Genomic DNA, 26,705 nt, shown 5'->3' on the forward strand with positions numbered 1-26,705 from the left:
AGGGGTACGAGGTGGAGTCCACGGCCGGTGCCGGGCAGCTGCTGGCCATCAGCGACCTGCACATCTCGTATCCGGAGAACCGCGAGCTCGTCGAGAAGATGCGCCCCGAGACGGATGACGACTGGCTGATCGTGGCCGGTGACGTCGCGGAGACCGTCGCCGACATCCGCTGGGTCCTGGAGACCCTCGCCGGCCGCTTCGGCAAGGTGCTGTGGGCCCCCGGCAACCACGACCTGTGGACCCACCCCAAGGATCCGGTCACCCTGCGCGGCGTCGCCCGCTACGAGCACCTCGTCGGCCTCTGCCGGGAACTCGGCGTGGTCAGCCCCGAGGACCCCTATCCGGTCTGGGAGGGCCCGGGCGGCCCGGTCGTGGTCGCGCCGCTCTTCCTGCTGTACGACTACTCCTTCCTGCCGGCCGGCTGTACCACCAAGGAAGAGGGCCTCGCGTACGCGCACGGCACCGGCATCGTGTGCAACGACGAGTACCTGCTCCACCCCGACCCCTACCCGACCCGCGAGGACTGGTGCCGGGCTCGGGTCGAGGCGACCGAGCGCCGGCTCGCCGAGCTGCCCGAGGAACTGCCGACCGTGCTGGCGGCCCACTATCCGCTGGACCGGCACCCCATGGACGTCCTGTGGTACCCCGAGTTCGCCATGTGGTGCGGCACCACCCGCACCGCCGACTGGCACCGCCGGTTCCGCGTCGACACCATGGTCTACGGTCATCTGCACATCCCCCGGACCACCTGGCACGACGGGGTCCGCTTCGAAGAGGTCTCCGTGGGATACCCCCGCGAGTGGCGCAAGCGCTCCCAGCCCCCGGGCAAGCTGCGCCGCATTCTGCCGATGGAGGTCGGAACCGGTGATCGAGGAGCTGCTCCCGGACTCGGTGGTGGCCGTGGAGATGCTCGGTGACGAGGCGATCCGCGAAGCCCCCCTCTACCCCGAGGAGGCGGCGCTCGTCGCGCGTGCCGTGCCCAAGCGCCGCCGCGAGTTCTCCGCCGTGCGCGCCTGCGCCCGGGGCGCCATGGAGAAGCTCGGGGTCCCGCCGCAGCCCGTCGTGAGCGGCGAGCGCGGCGCACCGCGCTGGCCGGACGGGCTGGTCGGCAGCATGACCCACTGCGAGGGCTACTGCGCCGCCGCCCTGGTCCGCGCCACCGACCTGGCCTCCCTGGGCATCGACGCCGAACCGCACGCCCCGCTGCCCCAGGGCGTCGCGGAGTCCGTCCTGCTGCCCTCGGAGCAGGAGCGGCTGCGCCGGCTCGTGGCGGAGCGGCCCGGTGTGCACTGGGACCGCCTGCTGTTCAGCGTCAAGGAATCCGTCTACAAGGCGTGGTTCCCCCTCACCGGGAAGTGGTTGGACTTCATGGAGGCCGACATCGAGCTCGTCCCGGAGCCCGGCGAGCGGCCGCACGGCACCCTGTACGCCCGCCTCCTGGTCCCCGGCCCCCAGGTCGGCGGGCAGCGGCTGCAGGCCTTCGAGGGCCGCTGGAGCGTGGGGCACGGCATGCTGACCTCGGCCGTGATCGTGCCGCACCCCTGACAGCGCCCCTGGTCGTGCTCCGTCGGCTCAGATGGGTGGGCACCAGTCGTGCAGGAGGCGGAAGAACGCCTCCTCGTTGCCGGCGAGTCCGGCCCGGGCCAGGGCCTCCTCGGCCTCGGCGAGCACGGCGGGTGGGACCAGGAAGGGGCGCGGGGCGCCGTCCGGAGGTCCGTCGAAGGCCGCGCGGACGGTGTGCAGCAGCCGCAGATAGGCCTGGACGGCGGTGCGCTCACGGTCGGTCAGTACGGCGGTGGGCATGGCTCGGCTCTCCCCGTCGGTCGTCACGGTCACGCGCCCGGACGGCGCGGCCGCACCGCGTGTGCGGTGCGCACCCACCAGCTTGCCGTCCGCCACTGACAACGCCTGCCCGCTACGCCTCGGTTCGCCCGCTCAGCCGACCCCGGACCGCCCCGGGGCCCCTTCCTGAGGGAACGTCTCTTCGCCCGGTTCCTGAGGGAACGTCTCTTCGCCCGGCCGCGACGAAATCCGGCCCGCAAGACGATCCGCCCGATCGGCATCCGACCCCGCAACACGATCCGCCCGATCGGCATCCGGTCCACGTCGGCATCCGGCCCGCAACGGCATCCGGCCCGCAACGGCATCCGGTCCGCAACGGGATCCGGCCCGCAACGGCATCCGGTCTGCCCCGGTGCCCGGTCGGCCCCGGTGCGCGGTCTGCCCCGGTGCCCGGTCGGGGCGGGCTCACTTCCCCGGGTAGCCCAGCGAGGCCTCGATGCGCCCCGCCACGTCGTGCCGCCGTACCGGGCCGCGCAGGGCCGAACCCGCGAGCCAGGTCCGGCACTTGCTGGCCAGCAGCAGCCCGAAGGTCTCCGCGTCCTGTTCCTCGGCCTGGTCGAAGCGGGTGCGGGCGGCCATCCGCCGGACGGCAGCCTGGACCGCGGCCCGGTCACTGACCGCGCCGCCGCCCGCGCCTTCGTCGACGAGCCGTGCCGCGACCGCGACCCCCTCGACGTCGTGGCCGTGGTGGTCGGCGTGCATGTGCCACAGCTCGTGACCGAGGATCACCAACTGGTGGTCGGGCGCGGTGCGTTCCTCGACCACCACCAGGTCGCGGTCGGTCAGGTCGAGCCACAGCCCGCTGGCCGTGCCGGGCGGGAAGACGGCCGTACGGAACAGGACCGGGCGGCCCCGGCGACGGCTCATCGCGTCGCACAGCGCCCGGTACAGCTCCTGCGGCGGGGTGGGCGCGGGCAGGGTCAGCTCCCCGACCAGCTCGCCGCTCAGCCGGCGCATGTCCCTGCCGATGGCCATGTTCTCCTGTTCCCCCTCAGCTCACGACTCGGGCCGCTTGACGCTCTCCAGGAGCATGTCCAGCCATTCCGCGACCTTGTCGCGGTGCTGGTCGGTGGGGAGCTGGGCGGCCCGCCAGGCGATCCCGCGCACCCCGTGGTCCTGCAGCAGCCGCTCCAGGGGGTCCGCCGCGGCCGCGGCCGCCGCCCGCTCCCGGTCGGCCAGCTTCTGCAGCAGCTCCTGCTCGACGCGCTGGAGAGCGCCGGCCAGCGCCTCGGGGTCCGCGGCGGTGAGGAATCCGGCATGCACCCGGAAGAAGCGCTGGAGGGCGTCGCAGTGCTCCATGGTCGGCCGCCGGTCGCCGTTGAGCAGCGCGCCGGCCTGCTGCCGGGACATGCCCGCGCCGTCGGCGATCTCCTGCTGGGTGTGTTTTCGGCCGTTGGACTTGAGGCGGGTACGGCGCAGCAGGTCCAGACGTTGCAGGAAGCGTTCCTGGACATCGGGTTCGCCCGCGGGCCGGCCGGCGAGCAGGGCCCTGACCACGGGCTCGGGGACACCGCAGGCATGGGAGAGCCGCCCGATGTCGTAGACCTCGGCGTACGCCACGCCGAGCCGGTCGGCGAGCGCGCTGACGCGGGAGACGACGGCCGGCAGCTGGGCGGTCGCCGTGGCGCCCGGATCCTCGTAGCCATCCGTCACCGACAGAACTCCTACGTCTCTCAGAGGAATCAGGGGCTTCGCACAGGTGGTCGCCGTGGACTGCCCGGCATGAACTTCCCGGAGATTAGCGGGTCGTTCGAACTCACATCCAGGTGTCGCCACAACTGTGGCCAATTTCGGCCGTCAACAGGCATGAAATGCCACGATAGTTGACATGCATCCGAGTGGGGCAGCAGGATCACATCGCCGCGAGAAGGCCGCATAGGCAAGAGGGGTGACCTCCCGATGGCATATCAGGCAGGTGGGCAGCGGCCGGCGCCGCGGCCCGTCCCCGAGAGTCTTGAGGCCCAGGCATACCTTCAGGACTACGCGTTGCTGCTGGACGCGGTTCCCTTTCCGTCCCTGGTGGTGGACCACCGCTGGGACGTGGTGCTGGCCAACGGCGCGTTCGAGACACTTTTCGGGGGGGTCGCCCCGCATCCCACGGCCATGCCCGGGGACAACTTCCTCCGGTTCGTCCTGTTCCACCCGGACGCCGGCTCGGTGCTCGGCGCGCACGAGTCGGGCTGGTGCCTGCCGATGCTGGCCCAGTTCAAGACCACCCTGGAGCGGTACGGCCACGATCACGAACTCCAGTCGATCCGCCGGGAGATCGCCCAGGACCCGATCATGGAGGCGGCGTTCCGGCACGGGCTGCCGCACTGGCTGCGCGCGGTCGGCGAGGAGGGCGCCCGGCTCGACGGTGCCGTCCGGCCGGTACTGCACCCGGACCCGCTGCTGGGGGCCACCGAGTGCCGGGTGGTCGGCGAGACCGCCAGGACCCTTCACGACATGGGCTACGCGCGTTACACCCTGGTGCTGCGCGCCGCTCCCCGCCCCGCGGCCCCGCGCCGCGCCCGCCGGCCCGGCGGCCTGGGCGCCCATCTGACCGTCGTTCCCACCCCTGACGCCTGACCCGGCACCGTCGGCGTTCAGGTCGCCGACGGCGCCGGGCCGGACGCCCACCCCGGCACCGGCCCGGACTCCTCGCCACCACCCGTCCGGACCCGGGGCCCCGCTCGTGCCGCGGTGCCCGCGCTCCTCGCCACCACCCGTCCGGACCCGGGCCCCGCTCGTGCCGCGGTGCCCGCACGCGGGGCCGGCCCCGCTCATGTCGCGGTGCCCGCACGCGGGTCCCCGCTCAGGTCGCGGCCACCGCCAGGACCAGCGGTACGCCCCGGCAGGGCACCAGGCGCAGCGCGCCGAACGTGCCCGGCCGTCCGCTCTCCAGCACGGCCGCGAAGTCCGGCCCCTTGGTCAGTGAACCGGCCAGGTGCGCCGGGTCCGCCGACGCCGCCACCCGGCCACGGGCGTTGACCAGCCGGGCGGGGCCGGGCAGCGCGCGCAGCAGGGGCAGCGCGGCCGCCTCGAAGTGCCGTAGGTACACGTCGGCGGCGGCCACGCCCAGGAAGCGGCCCGCCCGTTCCACCGGCGCGGACAGGGTGAGGCTGTACTCGTCGGAGCAGAGGTAGTCGACGTACGGTCCGGCCACCGCGCGGTGCCCGGTGTCCCGGGGCAGCGTGAACCAGTCCCAGTGCGTGTAGTCGGAGTAGGCCGAGGTGCGCGGGTCGAGGTCGAGGAGCAGTGGCCGTACGTCCCCGCCGGCGTCGGTCTGCCACCACTCCAGCCAGGCCGGCACGTCGGCGAGCAGTCCGGGCGCGGCCACGAAACCGACACCGGAGACCAACTCCTGCCGGGCCAGGCGCAGATGGAGTCCGGGGCGCAGCGCGGCCAGGTCCGCGGTGACCGGCCGGCGGCCCGTGGCGGCCACCCGGGCCAGCAGTGCGGCGGTGTCGGCGCGGGTCTGCGCGACGGCGTCGAACACCGCCTCCAGGGCGCGGCCGACCCGCTCGGCCACGTACTCCTCGGTGGCGGCCGGCGCCCTGGTCACGGATGTGGAGGGGACGGTGCCGCGGCTCATGCTGCCCTCCGGTGGACGGGGGAGCGGGCGCGGCGCGGCTACAGGGTCAGCCGCAGGGCGATGAGCCGCGCCGTCGAGTCCCGCACGCACCGCTCGGCCAGCTCCCTGGCCGATGCGTCCGCCCCATCCTGCACGGCCGAGATTACGGACCGGTGACGGTCCGCCACCTCTTCACGATATTCGTCGTCGCCGAGCACAAGGCACAGCAGCGCGCCGACCTCCGTCTGGAGGGCGACCTGTTCCCGGGTGAGCCGGGCCGACTGGGCGGCGGCGGCCAGTTCCACGTGGAAGCGGCCGTACAGCCGGCAACGCGCCGAGGTGCCCCGGGCCTTGCGCAGCTCCCCGGTGGTCCGGCGGAGCTGGTCCAGGTCGTGGTCCTCGGTGCGCTGTGCGGCGAGGTGGGCGGCGGTGCCGGACAGGGCCGCCCAGTGGTCGCCGAGGTCGCGCAGTTCCTCGGGGCTCCAGCCGCGCAGCCGCTCCAGGAGCCGCTCCCGGCCGGGCGGGTCCGGCAGGGAGACGAAGCTGCCGCCGCCGCGGCCCCGGCGGGTGACGACCAGGCCCTGCTGGCGCAGGGCCATCAGCGCCTCCCGCAGGGTCACCGTGGACACCCCGAGCTGTCCGGCCAGCTCCGTCTCGCCGGGCAGTTGCTCCCCGTCGGCGAGCAGTCCGAGCTCGATGGCGTCGCCGATCCGGCGTACGACGGCGGCCACCCGGGCCCCGCTGTCCACCGGGGCGAAGACGGCCTTTCGGGCGCCGCCGTCCGTCTGCTGCTGCTTCACGGCCCACCACCCTATGCGTTGACCCAAGCTTTACCTCAGAAGGGTCTTGAGCTTTGAACTATGACTTCATATCTTTCCGGTCACCACATGCAACGCAAGAGAGCGCCAGAAAGGTTCCCGCCCATGGAGGCCAGCGCGATCCGGTTGCGGGATCTGCGGAAGTCGTTCGGCGACACCAGCGCCGTGGCAGGAGTCGACCTGGAGATCCGCGACGGCGAGTTCTTCTCGATGCTCGGCCCCTCCGGCTCCGGCAAGACCACCGTGCTGCGCCTGATCGCCGGCTTCGAGAGTCCCACCTCGGGCGTGGTCGAGCTCGCCGGGCAGGACGTCACCCGCCGCGCCCCCTTCGAGCGGGACGTGCACACCGTCTTCCAGGACTACGCCCTGTTCCCGCACATGAACGTCGAACAGAACGTCGCCTACTCCCTCAAGGTCCGCAAGGTCCCCCGGGCCGAACGCCTGGTCCGCGCCCGCAAGGCCCTCGCCGAGGTCCGCCTCGACGGCTTCGGCGCCCGCCGCCCCGCCCAGCTCTCCGGCGGCCAGCGCCAGCGCGTCGCCCTCGCCCGCGCCCTCGTCGGGCGGCCCCGCGTCCTGCTGCTCGACGAGCCCCTCGGCGCCCTCGACCTCAAGCTGCGCGAGCAGATGCAGCTCGAACTCAAGGCCCTGCAACGGGAGGTGGGCATCACCTTCGTCTTCGTCACCCACGACCAGGAGGAGGCCCTGACGATGAGCGACCGGGTCGCCGTCTTCCACCAGGGCCGCATCGAACAGGTCGGTACCCCGGCGGAGATCTACGAACGCCCGGCCACCGCCTTCGTCGCCTCCTTCGTCGGCACCTCCAACCTGCTCACCGGGGACACCGCCCAGCGGCTGCTCGGCGAGAGCGGCACCCACAGCATCCGGCCCGAGAAGATCCGGGTCCTCGAGGAGACCGCGGGCCCCGGCGAACCCGACCACGCCGACGCCGTCGGCACCGTCGCCGAGGTGGTCTACCTCGGCGACGCCACCCGCTTCCTGGTCGACCTGGACGGCGGCGGCCGGCTCACCGCGCTCCAGCAGAACCTCGACACCTCCGCCGAGGACGTCGCCGCCTACCGCGGCACCCGCGTCCGGCTGCGCTGGCAGCGCCGGCACACCGTCCACGTCCCCGGCTGACCCGCCGCCCGTCCCGGCCGGATCCGCCGTCCCTCACCTCTGGAGTACGTCGTGCGCCTCACCCGACCTCTCACCGCGACCGCCGCCGTCGCGCTGCTGCTGGCCGCCACCGCCTGCGGTTCCTCCGGCTCCGGTTCCTCCACCGGACTCAACCCGCCCGACCTCAAGCCCCTGGCCAAGCTCGGCAAGAGCGAGGGCTCGGTCAACCTGATCGCCTGGGCCGGCTACGTCGAGGACGGCTCCGACGACCCCAAGGTGGACTGGGTCACCGACTTCGAGAAGCAGACCGGCTGCCAGGTCCACTCCAAGGTCGCCGCCAGCTCCGACGAGATGGTCAAACTGATGAAGACCGGCGAGTACGACGCCGTCTCCGCCTCCGGCGACGCCTCCCTGCGCCTGATCGCCTCCGGCGACGCGGCCCCCGTCAACACCAAGCTCGTACCGAACTACAAGGACATCTTCAGCGGCCTGAAGAACGGCGCCTGGAACTCGGTCAAGGGCCAGATGTACGGCATCCCGCACGGCCGCGGCGCCAACCTGCTGATGTACAACACCCAGAAGGTCAGCCCCGCCCCCACCTCCTGGGCGGCCGTCTTCGACGACGCGGCGAAGTACCAGGGTCATGTCACCGCCTACGACTCGCCGATCTACATCGCCGACGCGGCCCTGTATCTCAAGGCCACCAAGCCCGAGTTGAAGATCAAGGACCCCTACGCGCTCGACCAGAAGCAGTTCGACGCGGCCGTGGCCCTGCTGAAGAAGCAGAACGCGGACATCGGCGAGTACTGGAGCGACTACCTCAAGGAGATCTCCGCCTTCAAGAGCGGCGACTCCGTGATCGGCACCAGTTGGCAGGTCATCGCCAACCTGGCCGCCGACGACGGCGCGAAGGTCAGGGCCTTCGTGCCCAAGGAGGGTTCCACCGGCTGGTCCGACACCTGGATGGTCTCCGCCAAGGCCAAGCACCCCGACTGCGCCTACAAATGGCTCGACTGGATCGTCTCCCCGAAGGTCAACGCCGAGGTCGCCGAGTACTTCGGCGAGGCCCCGTCCAACGCCAAGGCCTGTGAGCTGACCAGCGACAAGAACTTCTGCGCGACCTACCACGCGGCCGACGAGAGCTACTGGAAGAACATCGCCTTCTGGAACACGCCCATCGAGCAGTGCCTGGACGGCCGCACCGACGTCAAGTGCGTGCCGTACGCCAAGTGGGTGCAGGCCTGGACCGAGATCAAGGGCTGAGCCATGACCGTGCTCACCCGGACCGCGGGGGCGCTGTACCGGCGCCCCCGGCTCCGCCTCGCCCTGCTGCTGACCGCCCCGCTGCTCTGGCTGGCCGTGCTCTACCTGGGCTCCCTGGCGGTGCTGTTCGTCTCCGCGTTCTGGACGACGGACTCCTTCACCTCCGAGGTGGTGAAGGTCTGGTCGACCGACAACTTCCACGAGCTGTTCACCACCCCGGTGTTCCGGCAGGTGATCCTGCGCAGCGTGGGCGTCGCCCTCGCGGTGACCGCCCTGTGCGCGGTGCTCGCCTTCCCGGTCGCCTTCTACACCGCCCGGGTGGCCAGGCCCAGCCTGCGCCCGCTCCTGGTGGTCGCCATCCTCACCCCCCTGTGGGCGAGTTACCTGGTCAAGGTGTACGCCTGGCGGCTGATCCTGTCCGAGGGCGGGCTCGCCGACTGGCTGCTGAAGCCCTTCGGGCTGAGCGGGCCCGGCTTCGGGTTGCCGGCCACCGTGCTCGCCCTGACCTATCTGTGGCTGCCGTACATGATCCTGCCGATCCACACCGCGCTGGAACAGCTGCCCGACAACCTGCTGGACGCCTCCGCGGACCTGGGCGCCCGCGCCGGGCGGACCTTCCGGTCCGTGGTGCTGCCGATGGTGCTGCCGTCGGTCGCCGCCGGGTCGGTGTTCACCTTCTCGCTCAGCCTCGGCGACTACATCACCGTGCAGATCGTCGGCGGCAAGACCCAGCTCATCGGCAACCTCGTCTACGCCAACATCGAACTCAACCTGCCCATGGCCGCCGCGCTCGCCACCGTCCCGGTCGTCGTCATCGTGCTGTACCTGCTCGCGATGCGCCGCACGGGCGCGCTGAGCAGCCTGTAGAGGAGCCCGCCGTGCAACTCTCCCGTTCCGCGCGGATCGCGGTGCGTGTCGCCGCCGGCCTCGGCTTCGCGGTGATCTACGTCCCGTTGCTGCTGGTCCTCGTCAACTCCCTGAATCCGGACCGCAGCGCGAGCTGGCCGCCGCCCGGTGTGACCACCCGCTGGTGGTCGGCCGCCTGGCACAGCTCCGGTGCCCGCGAGGCCCTGTGGACCTCGGTGAAGGCCGGGCTGGGCGCCACCGCCATCGCCCTGGTGCTCGGCACGCTGATCGCCTTCGCGGTCGCCCGGTACCGCTTCTTCGGCCGGGACGCCCTCTCCTTCGTGGTCGTCCTGCCGATCGCGCTGCCCGGCATCGTCACCGGTATCGCCCTCAACTCGGCCTTCGGCACGGTGCTTGCGCCGCTTGGCGTCGGACTCGGCCTGTTCACCGTGGTCGTCGGACACGCCACCTTCTGTGTGGTGATCGTCTTCAACAACGTGGTCGCCCGGCTGCGCCGCACCTCCGGCACCTACGAGGAGGCGGCGGCCGACCTCGGCGCCGACACCTTCCGCACCTTCGCCGACGTCACCTTCCCGCTGGTGCGCTCGGCGCTGCTCGCGGGCGGACTGCTCGCCTTCGCGCTCTCCTTCGACGAGATCGTGGTCACCACCTTCACCGCGGGACCGGGCGTCCAGACCCTGCCGCTGTGGATCTACGACAACATGACCCGCCCCCAGCAGGCACCGGTGGTGAACGTGGTGGCGGCGGTGCTCGTGCTGCTGTCGGTGGTCCCGATCTACCTCGCCCAGCGGCTGTCGGCGGACACGGCGACCGGCAGCCGCGTCTGACCCCGGCTCCGGAGCCTACGCAAGCTGCTTGCGTAAATTGCGCTACCCTTGCGCTCATGACACGACGACTTGCGGAAGTGGCCAAGAAGGTCGGGGTCAGCGAGGCCACGGTCAGCCGGGTACTCAACGGCAAGCCCGGGGTCTCCGAGGCCACCCGGCAGGCGGTGCTCTCGGCCCTGGACGTCCTCGGCTACGAGCGCCCCACCCAGTTGCGCGGCGAGCGCGCCCGACTCGTCGGTCTGGTCCTGCCCGAGCTGCAGAACCCCATCTTCCCGGCCTTCGCCGAGGTCATCGGCGGCGCGCTCGCCCAGCTCGGGCTGACCCCGGTGCTGTGCACCCAGACCAAGGGCGGGGTCTCCGAGGCGGACTACGTCGAGCTGCTGCTGCAACAGCAGGTCTCGGGCGTGGTGTTCGCGGGCGGTCTGTACGCCCAGGCCGACGCGCCCCACGACCACTACCGGCTGCTCGCCGACCGCAACATCCCGGTGGTGCTGGTCAACGCCGCCATCGAGCACCTCGGCTTCCCGGCCGTGTCCTGCGACGACGCGGTGGCGGTGGAGCAGGCCTGGCGCCACCTCGCCTCCCTCGGCCACGAACGCATCGGCCTGGTCCTGGGCCCCGGCGACCATGTCCCCTCGGCCCGGAAACTCGCCGCCGCGCGGGCCATCGGTGAGGTCCCCGACGAGTACGTGGCCCGCGCGATCTTCTCCATCGAGGGCGGCCACGCCGCCGCGTCCCGGCTGATCGACCGAGGTGTCACCGGCATCATCTGCGCCAGCGACCCGCTCGCGCTCGGCGCGATCCGCGCGGCCCGTCGCAAGGGGTACGAGGTGCCCTCCCGCATCTCCGTCGTCGGCTACGACGACTCGGCCTTCATGAACTGCACCGAACCCCCGCTCACCACCGTCCGCCAGCCCATCGAGGCCATGGGCCGCGCGGCCGTGGAGCTGCTGAACGTGCAGATCGGCGGTACCGCCGTACCGCCGGAGGAGCTGCTGTTCGAGCCGGAGCTGGTGGTCCGCGGCTCGACAGCGCAAGTGCCCAAGGTCTGAGTGTCAGCAGATCCAATCTGCTGTCGAATAATTACAGATTCTGCGCGACATCTTGCGCACACCTGTCGCCGGTGCTTGAGTGTGCGGCGCCCACCGGTCCCGGTGCGGCGCCCACTGCTCCTGTTCTGGGGGGTCCACCGATGTCCAGCACCGGGTTCCGCCGTGCTCTCGTCGCGATAGGTGTCTGTTCGTCCCTTGCGCTCTCGGCCTCGGCCTGCGGGTCGGGCGGCGACGACGCGGGAAGCGGCAAGACGCGCATCACCGTCAACTGCGAGCCGCCGAAGAGCGCCAAGGTCGACCGTTCGTTCTTCGATCAGGACACCGCCGACTTCGAGAAGAAGAACCCGGACATCGACGTCGTCATGCACGACGCGTTCCCCTGCCAGGACCCGAAGACCTTCGACGCCAAGCTCGCCGGCGGCCAGATGGAGGACGTGTTCTACACGTACTTCACCGACGCCAAGCACGTCGTGGACATCAACCAGGCGGCCGACCTCACGCCGTACCTCAAGGACCTCAAGAGCTACGACACCATCCAGAAGCAGCTGCGGGACATCTACACCGTGGACGGCAAGGTCTACGGCATCCCGCGCACCGGATACAGCATGGGTCTGATCTACAACCGCGCGCTCTTCCAGAAGGCCGGTCTCGACCCCGACAAGCCGCCGGCGACCTGGGAAGAGGTCCGCGCCGACGCCAAGAAGATCGCCGCCCTCGGCAACGGCACCGTCGGATACGCCGACTACAGCGCGCAGAACCAGGGTGGCTGGCACTTCACCGCCGAGCTGTACTCCCAGGGCGGTGACGTCGTCTCCGCCGACGGCAAGACGGCGACCGTCGACACCCCCCAGGGCCACGCGGTCCTGCAGAACCTGCACGACATGCGCTGGACCGACAACACCATGGGCAGCAAGCAGTTGCTGATCCTCAACGACGTCCAGCAGATGATGGGTTCGGGCAAGCTCGGCATGTACCTCTCCGCCCCGGACAACATCCCGATCCTGGTCAAGGAGAAGGGCGGCAACTACAAGGACCTCGCCCTCGCCCCGATGCCCGGCGGCCAGGGCACCCTCATCGGCGGCGACGGCTACATGTTCAACAAGAAGGACAGCCCGGCGCAGATCAAGGCCGGCCTCAAGTGGCTCGACTCCATGTTCCTCACCCCCGGTGACGGCTTCCTCGGCGACTACGCCCGCGCCAAGAAGAACAACGCACCCGTCGGCCTGCCCGAGCCGCGGCTGTTCACCGGCGCCGCCGACGCCAAGGACCAGCAGGTCAAGAAGGCCAACGCCAACGTCCCGGTGGAGAACTACCAGGCCTTCCTGGACGGCAACCAGTCCCTCCAGATGAAGATCGAGCCGCCCGACGCCCAGCAGATCTACTCCGTCCTCGACGGCGCCGTCTCCGCCGTCCTCACCAAGAAGGACGCCGACATCGACCAGCTCCTCAAGGACGCCAACGAGAAGATCGCCGGCATCCTGGCCCGGGGCTGACCGCGATGACCAAGACGGCCGAGCGCCGACCTGCCCCCGCGGCGGTCGGCGCCCGTCAGGCCCCGGCGCCGTCCCCGGCAGGGGACCGGAGGCGGCGCCGGTTCCTCGACCAGGCCCGTGCCTACGGGTTCCTGCTCGGCGGACTGATCTGTTTCGCCCTGTTCTCCTGGTACCCGGCGATCCGCGCGGTCGTGATCGCCTTCCAGAAGTACACCCCCGGCTCGTCCCCGGAATGGGTCGGCACCGCCAACTTCACCCGGGTCCTGCACGACCCCGAGTTCTCGGCGGCCTGGCGCAACACCCTCACCTTCACACTGCTGGCCCTGCTGGTCGGCTTCGCGGTCCCGTTCGTTCTCGCGCTGGTCCTCAACGAGCTGCGGCACGCGAAGGCGTTCTTCCGGGTCGTGGTCTACCTCCCGGTGATGATCCCGCCGGTGGTCAGCGCCCTGCTGTGGAAGTGGTTCTACGACCCCGGGGCCGGCCTCGCCAACGAGACGCTGCGCTTCCTGCACCTGCCCACCTCGAACTGGTCCAACGGCGCCGACACCGCGCTCGTCTCCCTGGTCATCGTGGCCACCTGGGCCAACATGGGCGGCACCGTCCTGATCTACCTGGCCGCCCTGCAGTCCATCCCCGGCGAGCTGTACGAGGCCGCCGAACTCGACGGCGCGAACCTCCTGCAGCGCATCCGCCACGTGACGATCCCGCAGACCAGGTTCGTCATCCTGATGCTGATGCTCCTCCAGATCATCGCCACCATGCAGGTGTTCACCGAGCCGTTCGTGATCACGGGCGGCGGCCCGGAGAGCGCCACGGTCACCGTGCTCTACCTCATCTACAAGTACGCCTTCCTCTACAACGACTTCGGCGGCGCCTGCGCCCTCAGCGTCATGCTCCTGGTGCTGCTCGGTGTCTTCTCCGCCGGCTATCTGCGGCTGACCCGCTCCGGGGAGGACGGATGAGCAGCGCCACCCGAACCCTGATCTCGCCGGCGACCCTGGCCCGTCCACGCGGGAAGGCGATCTACTGGAGCGTCTTCACCGGTGTCGTCCTGCTCTTCGCGCTCGCCTTCCTCTTCCCCGTGTACTGGATGGTGACCAGCGCGATGAAGTCCCCGGACGAGGTCGCCCGGACCCCGCCCACCCTCATCCCCAAGCACTTGCACCTGACCGGGTACACCGACGCCTGGGACCTGATGCAGCTGCCCCAGCACCTGTGGAACACGGTGGTGCAGGCGGCCGGCGCCTGGGCCTTCCAGCTGGTGTTCTGCACGGCCGCCGCCTACGCCCTGTCGAAACTGAAGCCGGCCTTCGGCAACGTGGTCCTCGGCGGGATCCTGGCCACGTTGATGGTCCCGGCCCAGGCCCTGGTCGTCCCCAAGTACCTGACCGCCGCCGACCTGCCGTTCATCCACACCAGCCTGCTCAACGACCCGCTCGGCATCTGGCTCCCGGCCGTCGCCAACGCCTTCAACCTCTACCTCCTCAAGCGGTTCTTCGACCAGCTGCCGCGTGACGTGCTGGAGGCCGCCGAGATCGACGGCGCCGGAAAGCTGCGCATCCTGTGGTCGGTGGTGCTGCCCATGTCCCGCCCGGTGCTCGGGGTGGTGTCGATCTTCGCCCTGGTCGCGGTGTGGCAGGACTTCCTGTGGCCGCTGATGGTCTTCTCGGACACCGACAAGCAGCCCATCAGTGTGGCCCTGGTCCAGCTGTCGCAGAACATCCAGCTCACCGTGCTCATCGCCGCGATGGTGATCGCCAGCATCCCGATGGTCGCGCTGTTCCTCGTCTTCCAGCGGCACATCATCGCCGGGATCAGCGCGGGCAGCACCAAGGGCTGACGCCCTTCCTCCGACAGAAAGGCACGCACAGTGGGACAGCCCAGCCATGCCCCGAAGGACCTCGACTGGTGGCGTTCCGCCGTCATCTACCAGGTGTACGTCCGCAGCTTCGCGGACGGCGACGGCGACGGCACCGGCGACCTCGCGGGCGTCCGCGCCAAGCTGCCGTACCTCGCCGAACTGGGCGTGAACGCCCTCTGGTTCAACCCCTGGTACCTGTCACCGCTGAAGGACGGCGGCTACGACGTCGCCGACTACCGGGCCATCGACCCGGCGTTCGGCACCCTCGCCGAGGCCGAGAAGCTCATCGCGGAGGCGGGCGAGCTGGGCATCCGGACGATCGTGGACATCGTCCCCAACCACGTCTCCGACCAGCACCCCTGGTTCCGGGCGGCGTTGGCGGCCGGCCCGGGCAGCCCCGAGCGCGAGCTGTTCCACTTCCGCCCGGGCCGTGGCGAGCACGGCGAACTCCCGCCCAACGACTGGCCGTCGCAGTTCCTCGGCTCCACCGAACCGGTGTGGACCCGGCTGCCCGACGGCGACTGGTACCTGCACCTGTTCACCCCCGAACAGCCCGACCTCAACTGGGCCCACCCCGCCGTCCGCCAGGAGCACGAGGACATCCTGCGGTTCTGGTTCGAGCGGGGCGTCGCCGGCGTCCGCATCGACTCCGCCGCCCTGCTCGCCAAGGACCCGGACCTGCCCGACCTGGCCACGGACCCGCAGCCGCACCCCTTCGTCGACCGTGACGACCTGCACGACGTCTACCGCGCGTGGCGCGCCGTCGCCGACGCCTACGACGGGGTCTTCGTCGGCGAGGTCTGGCTCCCCGACGCCGAGCGCTTCGCCCGCTACCTCCGCCCCGACGAGCTGCACACCGCCTTCAACTTCTCCTTCCTGTCCTGCCCCTGGGACGCCGGCCGGCTGCGGACGTCGATCGACACCACCCTCGCCGAGCACGCCCCGGTCGGCGCGCCCGCCACCTGGGTGCTGTGCAACCACGACGTGACCCGCACGGTCACCCGCTACGGCCGCGAGGACACCGCCTTCGACTTCGCGACCAAGGCCTTCGGCACCCCCACGGACCTGGAGCTGGGCACCCGCAGGGCCCGCGCGGCCGCGCTGCTGTCCCTGGCGCTGCCCGGCGCGGTGTACGTGTACCAGGGGGAGGAGCTGGGGCTGCCCGAGGCCGAGATCCCGGTGGACCGCATCGAGGATCCGATGTACTTCCGGTCGGGCGGCACCGATCCCGGCCGGGACGGCTGCCGGGTACCGATGCCCTGGGCCGCCGACCTGCCGTACGCGGGATTCGGTTCGCGCGAGGAGCCGTGGCTGCCGCAGCCGGCCGGCTGGGCGGCATACGCGGCCGACCGCCAGCAGGACGACGGCGACTCCATGCTCAGCCTCTACCGCCGCGCCATCGCCGCCCGCCCGCTCTTCGGGTCCGGCCCGCTGACCTGGCTGCCCGCTCCCGAGGGGGTCCTCGCCTTCACCCGCGCCGAGGGAGTGGTCTGCGTGGTCAACCTCGCCCCCGAGCCCGCCGAACTCCCCGCCCACACCCAGCTTCTGCTCACCAGCGGCCCGTTGGACGGCGCGGGCCGTCTGCCGCAGGACACGGCGGCCTGGCTGACGACCTGAGCCGCCGGTACCACTCGCGCTATCCCCCTCCCCCCACCCCGAAGGGATCAGCAGATGCACAGCACCACAGCCCGGTCTGTCAGGAGCATGCCAACAGTGGCGGCCGCTGTCGCGCTCGCCGCCGGCATGCTCGTCGCCGTCGCGCCCGCCGCCCACGCGGCGGCCGGCGCGAGCCTGCCGTTCACCTCGGTCGAGGCGGAGGCGGCGACCACCACCGGCACCAGGATCGGCCCGGACTACACCCAGGGCACCCTCGCCTCCGAGGCCTCGGGACGCCAGGCCGTGCGCCTCACCTCCGGACAGCGGATCGAGTTCACCGCACCCCAGGCGTCCAACGCCGTGAACGTCTCCTCCAGCGTCCCCGACGGTCAGTCCGGCACCCTGAACGTGTACGTCAACGGGGTCAGACTGGCGAAGACCCTGACCGTCACCTCCAAGTACTCCTACGTCGACACCGGCTGGATCGCCGGCGCCAAGCAGCACCACTTCTTCGACAACGCCCGGTTGCTGCTCGGCCAGAACATCCAGGCGGGTGACAAGGTCGCCTTCGAGTCCACCGGCACCCAGGTCACCGTCGACGTGGCCGACTTCGAGCAGGTGGCCGGCGCCGCCGCCCAGCCCGCCGGGTCGGTCTCGGTCACCTCCAAGGGCGCCGACCCCAGCGGCAACGGCGACTCCACCCAGGCCTTCCGGGACGCCATCGCCGCCGCCCAGGGCGGGACGGTGTGGATCCCGCCGGGCGACTACAAGCTCACGTCCTCCCTGAGCGGCGTGCAGAACGTCACCCTCCAGGGCGCCGGCAGCTGGTACTCGGTGGTGCACACCTCGCGCTTCATCGACCAGTCCAGCTCCGCCGGGAACGTCCACATCAACAACTTCGCGGTGCTCGGCGAGGTCACCGAACGCGTCGACTCCAACCCGGACAACTTCGTCAACGGGTCGCTGGGGCCGAACAGTTCGGTCTCCGGTATGTGGATCCAGCACCTCAAGTGCGGCTTCTGGCTGACGGGCAACAACGACAACCTGGTCGTCGAGAACAACCGCATCCTCGACACCACCGCCGACGGCCTCAACCTCAACGGCACCGCCCACGGCGTCCAGGTGCGCAACAACTTCCTGCGCAACCAGGGCGACGACTCCCTGGCCATGTGGTCGCTGTACTCGCCGGACACCAACTCCAGCTTCACCGGCAACACCATCTCCCAGCCGAACCTGGCCAACGGCATCGCCATCTACGGCGGCACCGACATCGCCGTACGGAACAACCTGATCTCCGACACCAACGCGCTGGGCAGCGGTATCGCGATCTCCAACCAGAAGTTCGCCGATCCGTTCTCACCGCTGTCCGGGACGATCACCGTCGACGGCAACACACTGGTCCGCACCGGCGCGATCAACCCCAACTGGAACCACCCGATGGGCGCCCTGCGCGTCGACTCCTACGACAGCGCCATCAACGCCACGGTCGACATCACCAACACCACGATCACCGACAGCCCGTACAGCGCCTTCGAGTTCGTCTCCGGTGGCGGCCAGGGATACCCGGTCCGGAACGTCAACGTGACCGGCGCGACCGTGCGCAACACCGGGACGGTCGTCGTCCAGGCCGAGGCGCAGGGCGCCGCCACCTTCCGCAACGTCACCGCCACCGGGGTCGGCGCGGCCGGCATCTACAACTGCCCCTACCCGGCGGGCTCCGGCTCCTTCGCGCTGACCGACGGCGGGGGCAACTCCGGCTGGTCCAGCACCTGGTCGGACTGCTCCAGCTGGCCGCAGCCCGGCACCGGCAACCCCGACCCCGACCCCGGCCGCAACCTCGCCAAGGGCCGCCCGGCGACCGCCACCGGCTCGCAGGACGTGTACACGCCCGGCAAGGCGGTCGACGGCGACGCCAACAGCTACTGGGAGTCCGCCAACAACGCCTTCCCGCAGTCGCTGACCGTCGACCTGGGCTCCTCCTACGCGGCCCGCCGGCTGGTGCTGAAGCTGCCGCCGTCCTCGGCCTGGGGCGCGCGCACCCAGACCGTCACCGTGCTGGGCAGCACCGACGGCTCGAACTACTCGACCGTCGTGGGGTCCACCGGCTACCGGTTCGACCCGGCCACCGGCAACACCGTCACCGTCGCCCTGCCCGGCAGCACCAACCTGCGTTATCTGCGGCTGACCGTCACCGCCAACAACGGCTGGCCGGCCGCGCAGTTCAGCGAGGTGGAGGCGTATCTGACGTCGTGACCCCGGCCGCGTCGGGAGCCCCGCGCTTCGCCGCCTGGATCTGCTCGTAGACATGGGTGCGCAGTTCGGCGAAGCGCGGGGCGACCCGGGTGTGCAACTGGTCTCGCCGCTCCGGCAGATCGACCTTCAGCTGCTCCTGGACGACGGTCGGGGAGGCAGACAGGACGATCACCCGCTCGCCCAGATAGACCGCCTCGTCGATGTCGTGGGTGACGAACAGGATCGTGATCCCGCGCTCCCGCCACAGCCCGCGGACCAGATCCTCCAGATCGGCCCGGGTCTGGGCGTCGACGGCGGCGAACGGCTCGTCCATCAGCAGGACCCGGGGTTCGTAGGCGAGGGCCCGGGCGATCGCGACCCGCTGCTGCATACCGCCCGAGAGCTGCCAGGGATAGGCGCCGGCGGCGTCCGCGAGGCCGACCGAGCGCAGCGCGCCGGAGACCAGTTCCCTGCGCCGCTGCCGCGTCAACCGCTTCTGCTTCAGCGGGAGTTCGACGTTGTCCCCGACCCGCATCCAGGGGAACAGGCTGCGACCGTACTCCTGGAAGACGAACGCCGTCCCGGGCTGCGGCCCGGTCACCTTCCGGCCCTCCAGGAGGACTTCACCACCGGTCGGGGTGAGCAGGCCGCCCATGCACTTGAGCAGAGTGGTCTTGCCGCAGCCTGACGGGCCCACGAGACAGACGAGTTCGCCCGCCTCCACGGTGAAGGTGAGGTCCCGCACCGCCTCGATGCGGCGGCCGGAACCGTCGTAGACCTTCTTCAGGCCGCGTACGTCGAGCATGGACCGCTCCTTCACGATGCTCACTCAGGGCCGCCGGGTAGTCGCGCGCAGCCCGTGGTACCAGCCGAGCACCCGCCGCTCGACCAGCTGGAAGACCACCGAGAGCGCGAAGCCGAGCAGGCCCAGCAGCAGGATCCCGGTCCACATGTCGGGGATCGCGAAGCCGCGCTGGAACTGCACGATGGTGAAGCCGAGCCCGTTGCTGGCCGCGAACATCTCGCTGATGACCATCAGGATGATCCCGATCGACAGCGCCTGCCGCAGGCCCGCGAAGATCTGCGGACTCGCCGAACGCAGTACCAGCGTACGCAGCCGGGCCAGGCCCGTGATGCCGTAGGAACGGGCCGTCTCCGCCATCACCGGGTCCACCGCCCGTACGCCCTCGACCGTGTTGAGCAGGATCGGCCAGACGCAGCCGCTGGCGATCACCACGATCTTCATGGAGTCCCCGATGCCCGCGAACAGCATGATGACCGGGACCAGGACGGGCGGCGGCACCGCCCGCAGGAATTCGAGGACGGGCTCGCAGACCGCCCGCACCCGCCGGTAGGAGCCGATGACCGTGCCCAGGCCGATGCCCAGCACGGCCGCCGTGGCGTATCCGGCGAGCAGCCGCAGCACACTGCGCAGCAGGTCGTCGCGGAGCCGCCGCCCGGTCCAGACGTCCGGGAAGCTCTTCAGGATGGTGCGCAGCGGCGGCCAGTAGACGTTCGTGCTGCCGTCGGAGGCCACCCACCACAGCGCGACCAGCACCGCGGGCAAGGCCAGCAGGTACACCGCCGTGAGCAGCAGCCGCCTCATACCGCCACCTCCCCGCGCACCGACTGGTGCCAGGCCAGCGCCCGCCGTTCCACCGACCGGGCGCCCACGTTGACGATCAGGCCCAGCAGACCGGTGACCACGATCAGGGCGTACATGTCCGGCACCGCCTGCGAGGTCTGCGCGACGGCGATCTGCTGGCCCAACCCCGGCGCACCGATGACCAGTTCGGCGGTGATGGTGAGGATCAGGGCGACCGCGGCGGCCAGCCGGACGCCGGTCATCACATACGGCAGCGCGGTCGGCCACAGCACATGGCGGACCCGGGCCCAGGTGCCGAGTCCGTACGACCGCGCAGTCTCCTCGGCGACCGGGTCGACGTCCTGGACGCCGTACATCACCTGGATCAGGACCTGCCAGAAGGAGGCGTAGACGACGAGGAGGAGGACCGAGCGGAGTTCGGTGCCGTAGAGCAGGATGGCGAGGGGGATCAGGGCGACCGAGGGGATCGGGCGGAGGAACTCGACCGTGGAGGCGGTGGCCTCGCGCAGATGCGGGACGACCGAGAGGACGACGCCCGCCACGATGCCGGCGCCGACCGCGATGGCCAGGCCCGCGGCCCAGCCGGTGAGGGTGTCGCCGAGCGCCGACCAGAAGGCCCCGTCGCCGAGTTCGGTGCCCAGGGCACGGGCGATCCGGCTGGTCGGCGGGAAGTAGTCCGCCTTGACCAGACCGAGCCGCGGCACCGCCTCGCCGAGGGCGAGGAAGGCCGCGAGCCCGGCCGCACCGAGTGCGGTGTTCAGCCCCTTCACGTCCTTCACGGCAGCAGCTTGTCCAGGTCGGGTGCCGTCTTGAAGAGGCCGTCCTGCTCGCTCAGCTTCTCCAGGGTGTCGATCGACGAACGGTTCGGGTCGGCCGGCCACTTCGGCAGGGTCACCGCGGCCAGCACGTCCGCGGGGGTCTTGGTGTAGGTGGTGACGATCCCCCGGACCTCGTCCGGGTGCGCGTCCGCGTAGGCCAGCGACTCGGCCGTGGCCTCCTGGAACTTCTTCACGACGTCGGGGTTCTTCCGCGCGTACGACGTCGAGGTGAAGTACATGGCCACGGTGAGGTTCTTCGCGACGTCGACCAGCGGCGAGGCGATCTCGGCGGCGCCCTGGAGCTTCATGGTGGCGAGCGCCGGTTCGACCGCCATCGCCGCGTCGACCTGCCCCCTGTCGAGCGCGGCCGGCATCTGGTCGAAGGCCAGCTCGACGAAGCTCACCTTGCCGGGGTCGCCGCCCGCCTTGCGCACCGACTCGCGGACCGCGGTCTCGTTGATGTTCTTCAGCGTGTTGACGGCGACCTTCCTGCCCTCCAGCTGCCCCGCCGAGGTGATGCTGCTGCCCTTCTTCACGACCAGCCCGCCGAAGTCCTTGCCCGCCACGCCGGTCGAGGCCACGCCGTTCGCGATCGCCTGCACCGGTACGTCGTTGGACCGGGCGATCATCAGCGAGGTCATGTTGCTGAAGCCGAACTGGAACTGACCGCTCGTCACACCCGGTACGATGGCCGCGCCGCCCTGCGCGAGCGTCATCGACAGCTTCAGGCCACGCTTGCTGTAGAAGCCCTTTTTCTGCCCGAGGTAGAGGGGGGCCACGTCGACGATGGGGATGATGCCCACCTTGACGGTGGTGGCGCCGCCCGGCGAGGTCGATGCGGACGACGAGCCCCCGGAGGAGCCGCAGGCCGCCGTGGTGAGCAGGATGGTGGCGGCCGCGAGACCGGCGAGCAGACGACGCATGGGCTCCTCCTGTGCAGACAACGGTGTTCCGACAGGGTGTGCGCACCGCGCACAGTGGTGCTCGATCGGGGAGTGCTCAGCGGGACGGTAGAACCGGCCGGAGGAGCGGGTCAATGGGCTTGGCTGACAAAATTGTTGACAGTTACCGAATCGCGCTCCCACCGTGTTCCGGGTGTCGGCCACGGCTATGCCTACCTCACCGGCCTGGACCTGCCGAGCCTCGCGCAGCCGCATCTGGAGCAACTCACCGCGCTGACGGGGGAGTCGGCCTCACTCTGCGTGCTGGACGCGGAGGTGGTCGTGCATGTCGCGGCGGCCCCGGCCCGGCGGGTGATGGCGGCGACCCTGGCGGTGGGGACGCGCTGTCCGGCCCACCGGACGGTGGCGGGGGCGGTCCTGCTCGCCCACGCGTCCGGGCCCGGCGCGTCCGGTCTGCCCGACGCGGAGGTGATGGCCCGTCAGGGATACGCCCTGTTCGAGGACGACCTGGAGGACGGCGTCAGCACACTGGCCGCCCCGGTGCGGGACCGGAGCGGCCAGGTGGTGGCCGGGGTGGCCCTGGCGGTGCACTCCGGCCGGATGCCCACCGCCGCGGTCCGCCGCGACCTGCTGCCGCCGCTGGTCGCGGCGGTGGCGCGGATCGAGGCGGACCTGCGGATCACAGATCGAGCACCAGACGCTCCCCTCGGCACCGCGACACACAGATGAGCATGGTCTCCCCGGCCGCCCGCTCCTCCTCGGAGAGCACCGAGTCCCGGTGGTCCGGGTCGCCTTCGAGGACATCCGTCTCGCACGTTCCGCAGGTGCCCTCGGTACAGGAGTAGAGCACCTCGACCCCGGCGCCCCGGACGGTGTCGAGCACGGAGACCCCGGGTGCGACGGTGAGGGTACGACCGCTCCGCCCGAGGACGACCTCGAACCCGCCGTCCGCGCCGTCCTCGCCGTCCTGTCGGGTCTTCGGCCGGAACCGCTCCACCCGCAGGACGCCCGCCGGGCAGTGCTCCTCCACCGCGTCCAGCAGCGGCCCCGGACCGCAGCAGTACACCAGGGTGCCGTCCGGGACGTCGTCCAGTACCGGACCGAGGTCCAGCAGACCGGTCTCGTCCTGCGGGGCGACGGTGACCCGCTCCCCGCCGTAGCGCGCCAGTTCACCGGTGAACGCCATGGACCGCCGGGTCCGGCCGCCGTACAGCAGGGTCCACTCGGCGCCCGCGGCCTCGGCGGCGGCCAGCATCGGCAGGATCGGGGTGATGCCGATACCGCCCGCGACGAACCGGTAGCGCGGGGCCGGCTCCAGCCGGAAGTGGTTGCGCGGGCCGCGCACCCGCACCTTGCCGCCGACGCGCAACCGGTCGTGCACGAAGGCGGATCCGCCCCGCCCGTCGGGCTCCCGCAACACCGCGACCCGCCATCCGGAACGGTCCCCGGGATCCCCGCACAGCGAGAACTGCCGCTCCAGCCCGGGCCCGACCACGACATCGACGTGCGCCCCCGGCTCCCAGTGCGGAAGTTCCTCGCCGAGCGGATGCCGAAGGGTGAGCAAGACGACCCCATCGGCCGCGAACGCCCGCTCACCGACGACCAGTTCGGCTTCGTACAGGCTCATGTCGTGCGCTCCGGGGGCCGGTGTCCTTCGGGGTGGCCGAGCATCCACTCCCACATCTCGACCGGGTCCTGCGCGGTGTGCTCGGCTCCGCAGTGACAGGTGCCGTGCAGCACGTCGGTGCCCGGCAGCCAGTCGATGCGGTAGATCTCACCGGTCGGCGTGTTCACAGGATCTTCTCCGCGGGCTTGTCGCCCTCCTCGACCAGCCGGGCGAGGATACGGCGGGCGGCGAGACCGCCGGTGTCGATGTTGATGCTCAGCTCCTGGTAGCCGGCCCGCTCCGAACCGAGCGTCCGCTGCAGGAGGTTGAGGGCGTCCACGTCCTGCATGACCACCGTGTGGTTGTTGGTCCGCAGGAAGTCGGTGACCTCGGTGTCGTCGGTCGCCCAGTCCCGGGAGACCATCCAGAAGTCGTACACCTTGCCGTCCGAGGACGGGGTGATCGCGTAGGTGATCTCGGTGTGGAAGCCGCTCGGGTCGCTGCCGTCGGCCTCCGGCACCACGCCGACCGGTGCGATCCGGCTGTGCAGCAGATACAGACAGGGCGCGTGGTACTCGATGTCCTGCCAGCGGGTGATCCGCCCCTCGATCCCGGTCGAACGGGCGTAGAACGGCGGGCACTCGGCGTCGTCCATGTGCCTGCTGACCCGCACGACCCCGGCGCCCTCGTCGACCTCCGTGGTGATCGGCGTCTCGGCGACCTCCGGGGTGCCTATGTAGCCGCCGTGCAGATAGGTCTCGTGGGAGAGGTCGAGGAGGTTGTCGACGAGGAGGCCGTGGTCCGCGTCGATGGGCTCCATGCCCCGTACGGTCGTCCAGCCCGGGGCGTCGAGGTGCCGGGCCCGCGGGATGGTGTCCGGGTCGGCGAGCCCGGGATCGCCGATCCAGACCCAGACCAGGGAGTCCTGCTCGACCACCGGGTAGGAGGCGACCCGGGCGGTGCGCGGGACGCGTTTCTGCCCCGGCACGTAGACGCACGCGCCGGTGCGGTCGTAGGTGAACCCGTGGTACCCGCACACGATCCGGTCACCGTCGAGGCCGCTCTCCGACAGCGGGTAACGCCGGTGCACACAGCGGTCGTTGAGAGCTACGGGGCGGCCGTCCTCCTCGGCGCGGTAGAACACGAGCGGCTCCCCGAGAACCGTCCGCCCGAGCAACTCCCGCCCGACCTCGTGACTGTAGGCGGCGACGTACCACTGGTTCCTGGCGAACGCGGTGATGTGCGGCATGGCAGTTCCCGTCCCTGTCGGCGGGGCTCCGGCGCCCCGCGTGCCGTGGTCGGAACCAGGGTCGTGAGGCTTGTGCCGGCGCGGCAAGGCGGCTTCTGCCAGGCGGAAGGACTTCCGTGAGGAACCTGCTCAGAGCCGTTCGCATCTTCTGCGTCCCCATCGGCACTTGCTCGGCGGAAGCCCGTCGCAGGCCCAGGAGTTCGCCCCGTCGTCGACCTCGGCGGTAGTGGCCGGCCTCGCCGCGGCTTTCGCCGCCGACGGCGCCGGGGTCCCTGAAAGCCCGCAAGGCATGCAGGGCGCCGAGCAGTCCGCACTGGCCTGGGTTTCCACCGCCGGTCGCCTGCTGCGCGGACCCCAGTGATCCGTGGAGTTCGTCGCCCGCGGGCTGCTGCCGGGCCCTACGGCTACGGCCGTCCAGTCTACGGTTCGGCCGGGCGGGAACCGCCCGAGCGGCGTCAGGCGTCGATCGGACGCAGCACCGCGTAGTACGCGAACGGCGGACCGTACAGCCGGGCGACCCGCAGCCCGGCTCCCTCCGCCAGGCTGATCAGCGAGGACGGCCGGATCTGATGCCGGTCGAAGAACTCGCCGACCACCAGCCGCCCGAACGGCTTCAGCACCCGGCGCAGCCCGGCCAGCGTACGCGCCGGATCCGGGATCTCGCCCAGCGCCGTCACCAGGTAAGCCGCATCGAACGAGGCATCCGCAAACGGAAGTTCATGTGCGTCGGCGCAGTTCGGCACGATGTTGTCGACGCCCTGCTCCTTGGCCCGGCGGCCCACGTGGTCGAGCATCTCCTGCTGGATGTCCAGGATGTCCAGCTGGCCGTTCGGGCCCAGCTGCGGTGCGACGTGCAGCGACTGCAGGCCGGTTCCGGGGCCTATCTCCAGGATCCTCTCGCCCTCCCGGGCCTGCAGCACGTGGTCCAGACGCTTCAGAGTCAGGAACGGCAGCGGCAGGTCGAGCAGCCAGCGCTGAGAGTACGGGTACGGCGCGGAGTCGGTGAACCACCAGGTGGCGATGGCGGCGGCAGCGCCCGCGCCGATCAATGCCCGCGAATGCCTCATAATTCCTCCTTAAATGTCCGATTGGGCCATCGAAGTATCACCGATGGTCAATCGGTTGTGTTTGTGTGCAATCTGCTTGCGTCGGCGCCGACCTTGTCGGCAGTCGACCCGAGCGGGCCGAACGAATCGCCCGTGGACCGCCGTTGCGGCAGGCCGGGGACTTCCCGAGACGGACCGGACCGCAAGCGCCGATCACGTCACGAGCTCTTCCGCTCAGCGGCCCGGCCGAGTGAGGGTCCGGGTCGCGAGAACCGCGCAGGCCACCGTCAGCGGCAACTCGGCGAAGACCGCCATCAGCACCGCCAGTTGGAAGTCCGGACCCGGGGCAGCCGTCATGGTGTCGAACCAGGCGTCGACCAGCAGCAGGGCCGAGGTCGCGGCGGAGGTCAGGCAGGCCCGGCGGTCGCCGCGCCTGAGGAGCAGTCCGGTGGAGAGCAGGCCGAGCGCCTCAAAGCTGTCCAGACCCGTCCACGTCCAGGCCCAGTGCGAGGCCTGAGCGGTGGCCGGCAGCCCGGTGTACAGGAAGACCAGCCAGGGAATCATCGCCAGCCCGAGCACGGTGAGGACCGTGGCCGCCCGGCGAAGCAGCAGGGGGGACGTCGAAGCGGCCGCGGCCTTCGGAAGGGTCCGCGGGACACCGGAGCCCGAACAGGAGGCGCCTGCAGAGGCCCTGATGCCGGCCTCGCCTAACGGGGCGCGCAGGGGTGAGGAGGGTTGGCGCATGATTCTTCTCCAACGTTGGTCGTCGGCGTGGGGCGGTGGTGCCCGCTCAGTGGATGCGGATGACGCCGTTGGAGGCGGTCACGGTGAGGGAGGCCGACGCGCCGTCGGAGTTCGGCAGGTCGATCTGCGGCGCGGAGCTGCTGCTGTGGGCGTCGATCCGGTAGCCGGTGCTCGAGGGCACCGCGAGGTCGACCGCGCCGTCGCCGGTCGTCAT

29 protein-coding genes are annotated in these 26,705 nt (G+C 70.9%); 14 read left to right on the forward strand and 15 right to left on the reverse strand.

Translation table 11 applies throughout. The annotated features are described in order from the left end of the window. The first annotated feature begins 11 nt into the window (after positions 1-11). Positions 12-917 (forward strand): metallophosphoesterase family protein, encoded by a 906-nt coding sequence (locus tag ACWDGI_RS31115; RefSeq protein WP_450764657.1) that lies wholly within the window; start codon positions 12-14, stop codon positions 915-917. After that, the gene (locus tag ACWDGI_RS31120) at positions 865-1,545 is read left to right on the forward strand and encodes a 4'-phosphopantetheinyl transferase family protein (RefSeq protein ID WP_450764659.1); all 681 of its coding nucleotides are present in this window, start codon (positions 865-867) and stop codon (positions 1,543-1,545) included. The genes ACWDGI_RS31115 and ACWDGI_RS31120 overlap by 53 nt, the downstream gene beginning before the upstream one ends. 27 nt (positions 1,546-1,572) lie before the next feature. Here the strand turns inward: ACWDGI_RS31120 and ACWDGI_RS31125 are convergent, their stop codons facing one another. The 3 genes from ACWDGI_RS31125 to ACWDGI_RS31135 form a co-directional block, all read right to left on the reverse strand. Beyond that, complete coding sequence (locus ACWDGI_RS31125; RefSeq protein WP_450764660.1) at positions 1,573-1,803, reverse strand: hypothetical protein; 231 nt, start codon at positions 1,801-1,803, stop codon at positions 1,573-1,575. 444 nt (positions 1,804-2,247) lie between these two features. Beyond that, complete coding sequence (locus ACWDGI_RS31130) at positions 2,248-2,799, reverse strand: toxin-antitoxin system, toxin component (RefSeq protein ID WP_450764846.1); 552 nt, start codon at positions 2,797-2,799, stop codon at positions 2,248-2,250. A gap of 39 nt (positions 2,800-2,838) precedes the next feature. Continuing rightward, positions 2,839-3,495 carry a helix-turn-helix domain-containing protein gene (locus tag ACWDGI_RS31135; RefSeq protein ID WP_450764662.1) on the reverse strand — a complete coding sequence of 219 codons (657 nt, stop codon included), beginning with the start codon at positions 3,493-3,495 and terminating at the stop codon, positions 2,839-2,841. Between the two features lie 246 nt (positions 3,496-3,741). On the opposite strand from ACWDGI_RS31135, the gene ACWDGI_RS31140 reads away from it, so the two are divergent. Further along, the gene (locus tag ACWDGI_RS31140; protein WP_450764664.1) at positions 3,742-4,410 is read left to right on the forward strand and encodes an MmyB family transcriptional regulator; all 669 of its coding nucleotides are present in this window, start codon (positions 3,742-3,744) and stop codon (positions 4,408-4,410) included. A 226-nt stretch (positions 4,411-4,636) separates the two neighbouring features. On the opposite strand, the gene ACWDGI_RS31145 is transcribed toward ACWDGI_RS31140, so the two are convergent. Both ACWDGI_RS31145 and ACWDGI_RS31150 read right to left on the reverse strand, forming a co-directional pair. Further along, positions 4,637-5,416: a cache domain-containing protein gene (locus ACWDGI_RS31145; protein WP_450764666.1), complete on the reverse strand. Its 780-nt coding sequence runs from the start codon at positions 5,414-5,416 to the stop codon at positions 4,637-4,639. Between the two features lie 38 nt (positions 5,417-5,454). After that, entirely contained in the window at positions 5,455-6,195 is a 741-nt protein-coding gene (locus ACWDGI_RS31150) for a FadR/GntR family transcriptional regulator (protein ID WP_450764668.1), read from the reverse strand. Positions 6,196-6,318: 123 nt separating this feature from the next. Between ACWDGI_RS31150 and ACWDGI_RS31155 the strand changes: the two genes are divergently transcribed. The 10 genes from ACWDGI_RS31155 to ACWDGI_RS31200 all read left to right on the forward strand — a co-directional run bounded on the left by ACWDGI_RS31155 (position 6,319) and on the right by ACWDGI_RS31200 (position 18,541). After that, a complete protein-coding gene (locus ACWDGI_RS31155; RefSeq protein WP_450764670.1) occupies positions 6,319-7,350 on the forward strand; it encodes an ABC transporter ATP-binding protein in 1,032 nt (343 codons plus the stop codon). A gap of 51 nt (positions 7,351-7,401) precedes the next feature. Further along, complete coding sequence (locus ACWDGI_RS31160; protein ID WP_450764672.1) at positions 7,402-8,592, forward strand: ABC transporter substrate-binding protein; 1,191 nt, start codon at positions 7,402-7,404, stop codon at positions 8,590-8,592. A gap of 3 nt (positions 8,593-8,595) precedes the next feature. Then, positions 8,596-9,459 (forward strand): ABC transporter permease, encoded by an 864-nt coding sequence (locus ACWDGI_RS31165; protein WP_450764674.1) that lies wholly within the window; start codon positions 8,596-8,598, stop codon positions 9,457-9,459. Between the two features lie 11 nt (positions 9,460-9,470). Beyond that, positions 9,471-10,286 (forward strand): ABC transporter permease, encoded by an 816-nt coding sequence (locus ACWDGI_RS31170; protein WP_450764676.1) that lies wholly within the window; start codon positions 9,471-9,473, stop codon positions 10,284-10,286. A 56-nt stretch (positions 10,287-10,342) separates the two neighbouring features. After that, positions 10,343-11,338: a LacI family DNA-binding transcriptional regulator gene (locus ACWDGI_RS31175; protein ID WP_450764677.1), complete on the forward strand. Its 996-nt coding sequence runs from the start codon at positions 10,343-10,345 to the stop codon at positions 11,336-11,338. 140 nt (positions 11,339-11,478) lie between these two features. Beyond that, the gene (locus tag ACWDGI_RS31180; RefSeq protein WP_450764679.1) at positions 11,479-12,831 is read left to right on the forward strand and encodes an ABC transporter substrate-binding protein; all 1,353 of its coding nucleotides are present in this window, start codon (positions 11,479-11,481) and stop codon (positions 12,829-12,831) included. A 5-nt stretch (positions 12,832-12,836) separates the two neighbouring features. Further along, a complete protein-coding gene (locus ACWDGI_RS31185; RefSeq protein ID WP_450764681.1) occupies positions 12,837-13,793 on the forward strand; it encodes a carbohydrate ABC transporter permease in 957 nt (318 codons plus the stop codon). Then, positions 13,790-14,671 (forward strand): carbohydrate ABC transporter permease, encoded by an 882-nt coding sequence (locus ACWDGI_RS31190; protein ID WP_450764683.1) that lies wholly within the window; start codon positions 13,790-13,792, stop codon positions 14,669-14,671. The genes ACWDGI_RS31185 and ACWDGI_RS31190 overlap by 4 nt, the downstream gene beginning before the upstream one ends. Positions 14,672-14,701: 30 nt before the next feature. Next, positions 14,702-16,309 (forward strand): glycoside hydrolase family 13 protein, encoded by a 1,608-nt coding sequence (locus ACWDGI_RS31195; RefSeq protein WP_450764685.1) that lies wholly within the window; start codon positions 14,702-14,704, stop codon positions 16,307-16,309. Between the two features lie 54 nt (positions 16,310-16,363). After that, positions 16,364-18,541, forward strand: coding sequence for a discoidin domain-containing protein (locus ACWDGI_RS31200; protein ID WP_450764687.1), 2,178 nt, complete (start codon positions 16,364-16,366; stop codon positions 18,539-18,541). Here ACWDGI_RS31200 and ACWDGI_RS31205 read toward each other — a convergent pair. From ACWDGI_RS31205 to ACWDGI_RS31220, 4 genes are read right to left on the reverse strand one after another with little or no spacing between them, the layout of a single operon-like run. Further along, positions 18,510-19,325, reverse strand: a complete 816-nt coding sequence (locus ACWDGI_RS31205; RefSeq protein ID WP_450764689.1) for an ABC transporter ATP-binding protein — start codon at positions 19,323-19,325, stop codon at positions 18,510-18,512. The two genes, ACWDGI_RS31200 and ACWDGI_RS31205, sit on opposite strands and share 32 nt — an antisense overlap. Before the next feature lie 24 nt (positions 19,326-19,349). Beyond that, complete coding sequence (locus ACWDGI_RS31210) at positions 19,350-20,126, reverse strand: ABC transporter permease (RefSeq protein WP_450764691.1); 777 nt, start codon at positions 20,124-20,126, stop codon at positions 19,350-19,352. Further along, positions 20,123-20,896 carry an ABC transporter permease gene (locus ACWDGI_RS31215; RefSeq protein WP_450764848.1) on the reverse strand — a complete coding sequence of 258 codons (774 nt, stop codon included), beginning with the start codon at positions 20,894-20,896 and terminating at the stop codon, positions 20,123-20,125. Before ACWDGI_RS31215 ends, ACWDGI_RS31210 begins: the two co-directional genes overlap by 4 nt. 5 nt (positions 20,897-20,901) lie before the next feature. Beyond that, on the reverse strand, positions 20,902-21,867 hold the full coding sequence (locus ACWDGI_RS31220) for an ABC transporter substrate-binding protein (protein ID WP_450764693.1): 966 nt from the start codon (positions 21,865-21,867) through the stop codon (positions 20,902-20,904). Between the two features lie 132 nt (positions 21,868-21,999). Here ACWDGI_RS31220 and ACWDGI_RS31225 point away from each other — a divergent pair, with 132 nt between their 5' ends. Then, positions 22,000-22,575, forward strand: a complete 576-nt coding sequence (locus tag ACWDGI_RS31225; protein ID WP_450764695.1) for an IclR family transcriptional regulator domain-containing protein — start codon at positions 22,000-22,002, stop codon at positions 22,573-22,575. On the opposite strand, the gene ACWDGI_RS31230 is transcribed toward ACWDGI_RS31225, so the two are convergent. The 6 genes from ACWDGI_RS31230 to ACWDGI_RS31255 form a co-directional block, all read right to left on the reverse strand. Beyond that, entirely contained in the window at positions 22,526-23,473 is a 948-nt protein-coding gene (locus ACWDGI_RS31230; RefSeq protein WP_450764697.1) for a PDR/VanB family oxidoreductase, read from the reverse strand. The two genes, ACWDGI_RS31225 and ACWDGI_RS31230, sit on opposite strands and share 50 nt — an antisense overlap. Continuing rightward, the gene (locus ACWDGI_RS31235; protein ID WP_450764699.1) at positions 23,470-23,640 is read right to left on the reverse strand and encodes a hypothetical protein; all 171 of its coding nucleotides are present in this window, start codon (positions 23,638-23,640) and stop codon (positions 23,470-23,472) included. Before ACWDGI_RS31235 ends, ACWDGI_RS31230 begins: the two co-directional genes overlap by 4 nt. Then, positions 23,637-24,701 carry a Rieske 2Fe-2S domain-containing protein gene (locus ACWDGI_RS31240; RefSeq protein ID WP_450764701.1) on the reverse strand — a complete coding sequence of 355 codons (1,065 nt, stop codon included), beginning with the start codon at positions 24,699-24,701 and terminating at the stop codon, positions 23,637-23,639. Before ACWDGI_RS31240 ends, ACWDGI_RS31235 begins: the two co-directional genes overlap by 4 nt. A gap of 455 nt (positions 24,702-25,156) precedes the next feature. Beyond that, positions 25,157-25,768 carry a class I SAM-dependent methyltransferase gene (locus ACWDGI_RS31245; RefSeq protein WP_450764703.1) on the reverse strand — a complete coding sequence of 204 codons (612 nt, stop codon included), beginning with the start codon at positions 25,766-25,768 and terminating at the stop codon, positions 25,157-25,159. 213 nt (positions 25,769-25,981) lie between these two features. Further along, positions 25,982-26,326 carry a hypothetical protein gene (locus ACWDGI_RS31250; protein ID WP_450764705.1) on the reverse strand — a complete coding sequence of 115 codons (345 nt, stop codon included), beginning with the start codon at positions 26,324-26,326 and terminating at the stop codon, positions 25,982-25,984. 211 nt (positions 26,327-26,537) lie between these two features. Continuing rightward, a complete protein-coding gene (locus ACWDGI_RS31255) occupies positions 26,538-26,705 on the reverse strand; it encodes a hypothetical protein (protein WP_450764707.1) in 168 nt (55 codons plus the stop codon).

The organism is Streptomyces sp. NPDC001220 (genome assembly GCF_053597895.1).